The organism is Peptoniphilus indolicus ATCC 29427, from assembly GCF_000227315.1.
Lineage (GTDB): Bacteria > Bacillota > Clostridia > Tissierellales > Peptoniphilaceae > Peptoniphilus > Peptoniphilus indolicus.
On sequence record NZ_JH165061.1, the window covers coordinates 1,224,315 to 1,227,467 of the forward strand.

General features: G+C 31.4%; 4 protein-coding genes. All 4 read left to right on the top strand.

Translation table 11 applies throughout. From position 1 onward, the window contains the following. The first annotated feature begins 112 nt into the window (after positions 1–112). The 4 genes from HMPREF9129_RS05445 (at position 113) to HMPREF9129_RS05460 (ending at position 3,080) form a co-directional block, all read left to right on the top strand. Positions 113–790: a GNAT family N-acetyltransferase gene (locus HMPREF9129_RS05445; RefSeq protein ID WP_004821220.1), complete on the top strand. Its 678-nt coding sequence runs from the start codon at positions 113–115 to the stop codon at positions 788–790. 6 nt (positions 791–796) lie between these two features. Continuing rightward, positions 797–1,081, top strand: a complete 285-nt coding sequence (locus tag HMPREF9129_RS05450; protein WP_004821222.1) for an ArsR/SmtB family transcription factor — start codon at positions 797–799, stop codon at positions 1,079–1,081. 204 nt (positions 1,082–1,285) lie between these two features. Continuing rightward, the gene (locus tag HMPREF9129_RS05455; protein WP_004821224.1) at positions 1,286–2,089 is read left to right on the top strand and encodes an electron transfer flavoprotein subunit beta/FixA family protein; all 804 of its coding nucleotides are present in this window, start codon (positions 1,286–1,288) and stop codon (positions 2,087–2,089) included. 4 nt (positions 2,090–2,093) lie between these two features. Beyond that, positions 2,094–3,080, top strand: coding sequence for an electron transfer flavoprotein subunit alpha/FixB family protein (locus HMPREF9129_RS05460; protein ID WP_004821227.1), 987 nt, complete (start codon positions 2,094–2,096; stop codon positions 3,078–3,080). Positions 3,081–3,153 lie beyond the last annotated feature (73 nt).

Sequence of the window (3,153 nt, forward strand, 5' to 3'; positions counted from 1 at the left end):
GGTATTAATACAACACTATATAGATAGAAAATTAAATAACAATAAAATATGTATTTTCTATGATAATCATTTATATGAATAAGGGTATAAGTTACCTGGAGGTGAACTATCTATGGAATTATACAGAGATGGAGATTTAGTATATAAAGTTATTGATAAGAGTAATTCAAGAGAAATCATGGAATTAGTTGAAGATATATATTCAAGGATTGACAACAAAGATACTTTTATAAGAGATACAACGGAAGAGATGACTTCTGGAAATACATCTTTAATTGGGGTGTATAAAGAAGATGAATTAGTTGCTTATAGGTATATGAGATTTACAAATAAAGAGGATAGTTTAGCGAAGTATGTGAAAAATTTAAATATACCAGATCAACCAATAGTTATAATGGAAGCAGTTATGGTTCATGAGGACGCAAGAGGAAGAGGTGTTCAAAATAAGAGTAGGGAACTTATGATGAATTATTTAGAAGGAAAAGGGTATGACATATTTATGTCAACCGTTTCACCTGATAACGAACCTTCTTTTAGGAATGTGTTGACAAGTGGATTTCAATTGATAGAATTAGCTGATGTACATGCAGATGAAGATCGACCGGAAGGCTGGACTAGATTTATTTTTTATAAAAATTTAAATAGACCACTTGAATTTATAGAAGAGGAAAAGTTTATAAAACCAAAGGATTTTGAAACGATTAAAAATTTAATTAAAAATAAATTTTTTGGTGTTGATTATAAAGAAGGATATATTATTTTTAGAAAGTTAAAAGTACAGGAGGAGTAATTAAAAATGGATTACGATAATAGGCAACTTGAAGAACGCTCAGAAATGCTAAAAGTTTTAGCGCATCCAATTAGATTATGTGTGGTAAAGTATTTGATAGAAAATGGGACTAAAAATGTTTCGCAATTACAATCAATATTAGAAATACCACAACCTACAGTTTCATCACATTTAGGCAAATTGAAAAGAGCAAGAGTATTGACAAGCAGAAGAGAAGGAACTGAAATATATTATGGGGTTGAGAGTAAGTTAGTTCAAGATTTAATAGTGGCGATTTTTGAAAAGATTTAAGCTATTTTTGAATATTATTGTATATGTAAACTCTTAAATTTAAGAGTTTACATATTAAGTTTAATTTGAATTATATTTTCAATTTTTATATCATGGATATGTGGGAAAATTATTATTTAATATGTTAAAATTTTACCAATTAGAATTTAATTTTTTTGTAAAATAGTAGATTTAAAATATACGGGCAAATTAGCCCGTTTAATTTTGAAGGGAGACGAAATGGAATATCTTGTGTTGATGAAACACGTACCTAAGTTTACAAGAGTACAGTTAGATCCGATAACTCATAATCTTTTAAGAGATGGAATGAGAATGATAATAAACCCTGCTGATTTAAATGCACTGACTTTGGCAATTCAATTAAAAAGGAAGACAGGAGGAAGGATCACAATTCTTACAATGGGTCCTGAAAGGTCAGCAGATATGGTAAAAGAAGCAATAGCTATGGGAGCGGATAGAGGGTATGTGCTTTCGGGTGGGGCTTTTAGAGGATCAGATACACTTGCAACTTCTTATGCGCTTTCTTCTGCTATAAAATATATAGGAGAATTTGACGTAATTCTTGCAGGGACTCAAACGGTAGATGGAGATACAGGGCAAGTCGGTCCTGAAGTAGCTGAATTTTTAGGAATAAATCAAGCAACTTATTTGAAAGATGTAAGTTATAAAGATGGAAAGTTTGAAGTTCTTAGAGAACTATCATCAAGTGTTGAAAAACAAAGAGTTAGCACTCCAGTTTTATTTACAGTAGTTAGAGAAGCTAATGAAGTGAAAAAAGTTAGCAAAGAAAAAATAGAAAGTATAAGCGATTCGCTTATAAAGATAATTTCTGACGAAGATGTTGGAATAGATAAAGAACAATTGGGAGTTTCAGGTTCACCTACTGTTGTAAAAGAAGTATTTGCACATCAAAATAGAGCAACAGGATTATTACTTGAAGGAAGTATTGAAGAACAAGTAAATAAGTTAGTTGAAGTTTTAAAAGCAGATGGAATTATAGGTAGGTAGTATTATGGAACATAAAAATATATTGACAGTTGTTGAAGTAAATGATGGAGTTACAAAGACATCTTACCAAATTTTGGCAAAGGCAAGAGAAATAGCAGATGAATTGGGACAAGAAGTATACTCACTAATCATCGGAGCTGAAGTAGAAAAATATTCTAAAGATTTAATAGCTCATGGAGCAGATAAGGTAGTGGTTGTTGAAAATGAATCTTTAAAAGAATATAGAACTCTTAGCTATGTTAAAGTTTTGAATGAAGTTTTAGATGAATTTAGACCGTTTGCCGTTATGATGCCGGCAAGCCAAAACTTAAGAGATTTGGGTGGAAGAATTGCAGCGAAGAGAAGAATAGGTTTGATTGCAGAATGTGTACAAATTTTGTTGAATGATGAAAAAAATGACATAAAATGGATAAGACCGACATTTGATGGACAATTGTACTCAGATATCAGAACAAATACTTTCCCTCAAATGGGTACAGTTGCAGAAGATGTCTTCAAAGCATTAGAAGCTGACGAAGAAAGAACTGGCGAAGTGATAAATTTCAATGTAAATATTGAAATGGAAAATATGATAACTGAAATTTTGGGAAATGTTAAGAGAAGTTCAAGCAACTTATCTCTTGAAGATGCGAAGATAATAGTTGCCGGAGGACTTGGACTTAAAGAACCAAAAAATTGGCATTTAATAAATGAATTGGCAGACCTATTAGGTGCAGCTACAACAGGTACAAAACCTATCTCAGACCAATTGTGGATTCCTGCTGATAGATATGTAGGTATGTCCGGTAGAAAAGTTCACCCAAGATTATATATAGCAATAGGGATATCAGGTTCAGTACAACACGTTCAAGGTATGAAAGATTCAGATATAATCATTGCAATAAACAATGACCCAGATGCGGCAATATTTAATGTAGCACACTACGGAATAGTTGGAGATTTATTTGAAGTAGTGCCAATGCTTATAGAAAAATTAAAACCATTAGTTTAAAAGGTTCACGTTATGTGAGCCTTTATTTTTTATAATATTAAGAGTTTATGTCATTTGGAGATGATATGTTATA